Here is a 1,606-nt window from a genome sequence, read left to right as displayed (position 1 = left end):
CTAATGCTAAGGCCGTGAAGCCGTTCCGGACCCTTCGGGGAAAGGAAAGTGGTGGAGCCGTCGATCCAAGGTGGTAGTAGGTAAGCGATGGGGTGACGCAGGAAGGTAGTCCAGCCCGGGCGGTGGTTGTCCCGGGGTAAGGGTGTAGGCCGTGTGGTAGGCAAATCCGTCACACGTTAAGGCTGAGACCTGATGCCGAGCCGATTGTGGTGAAGTGGATGATCCTATGCTGTCGAGAAAAGCCTCTAGCGAGTTTCATGGCGGCCCGTACCCTAAACCGACTCAGGTGGTCAGGTAGAGAATACCGAGGCGTTCGGGTGAACTATGGTTAAGGAACTCGGCAAAATGCCCCCGTAACTTCGGGAGAAGGGGGGCCATCACTGGTGATCGGACTTGCTCCGTGAGCTGGGGGTGGCCGCAGAGACCAGCGAGAAGCGACTGTTTACTAAAAACACAGGTCCGTGCGAAGCCGTAAGGCGATGTATACGGACTGACGCCTGCCCGGTGCTGGAACGTTAAGGGGACCGGTTAGTGACCTTTCGGGGTTGCGAAGCTGAGAACTTAAGCGCCAGTAAACGGCGGTGGTAACTATAACCATCCTAAGGTAGCGAAATTCCTTGTCGGGTAAGTTCCGACCTGCACGAATGGCGTAACGACTTCTCGACTGTCTCAACCATAGGCCCGGTGAAATTGCACTACGAGTAAAGATGCTCGTTTCGCGCAGCAGGACGGAAAGACCCCGGGACCTTTACTACAGTTTGATATTGGTGTTCGGTTCGGCTTGTGTAGGATAGGTGGGAGACTTTGAAGCAGCCACGCCAGTGGTTGTGGAGTCGCCGTTGAAATACCACTCTGGTCGTGCTGGATGTCTAACCTCGGTCCGTGATCCGGATCAGGGACAGTGTCTGATGGGTAGTTTAACTGGGGCGGTTGCCTCCCAAAGGGTAACGGAGGCGCCCAAAGGTTCCCTCAGCCTGGTTGGCAATCAGGTGTTGAGTGTAAGTGCACAAGGGAGCTTGACTGTGAGACCGACGGGTCGAGCAGGGACGAAAGTCGGGACTAGTGATCCGGCGGTGGCTTGTGGAAGCGCCGTCGCTCAACGGATAAAAGGTACCCCGGGGATAACAGGCTGATCTTCCCCAAGAGTCCATATCGACGGGATGGTTTGGCACCTCGATGTCGGCTCGTCGCATCCTGGGGCTGGAGTCGGTCCCAAGGGTTGGGCTGTTCGCCCATTAAAGCGGTACGCGAGCTGGGTTTAGAACGTCGTGAGACAGTTCGGTCCCTATCCGCTGTGCGCGTAGGAATACTGAGAAGGGCTGTCCCTAGTACGAGAGGACCGGGACGGACGAACCTCTGGTGTGCCAGTTGTCCTGCCAAGGGCATGGCTGGTTGGCTACGTTCGGGAGGGATAACCGCTGAAAGCATCTAAGCGGGAAGCCTGCTTCAAGATGAGTATTCCCACCTCCTTGAGAGGGTAAGGCTCCCAGTAGACGACTGGGTTGATAGGCCAGATGTGGAAGCCCGGTAACGGGTGGAGCTGACTGGTACTAATAGGCCGAGGGCTTGTCCTCAGTTGCTCGCGTCCACTGTGTTAGTTCTGAAG

The 1,606-nt window shown here is 56.6% G+C and carries 1 rRNA gene (cut by a window edge); it reads left to right on the top strand.

Going from position 1 to position 1,606, the window contains the following annotated elements:
• A 23S ribosomal RNA gene (locus ABT403_RS38905) occupies positions 1-1,574 on the top strand (it extends 1,637 nt beyond the left edge of the window).
• The last annotated feature ends 32 nt before the right edge of the window (positions 1,575-1,606 follow it).

The organism is Streptomyces sp. NPDC000075, assembly GCF_040301925.1.
Lineage (GTDB): Bacteria > Actinomycetota > Actinomycetes > Streptomycetales > Streptomycetaceae > Streptomyces > Streptomyces polychromogenes.
This window is presented reverse-complemented; position numbering and strand designations above follow the sequence as displayed.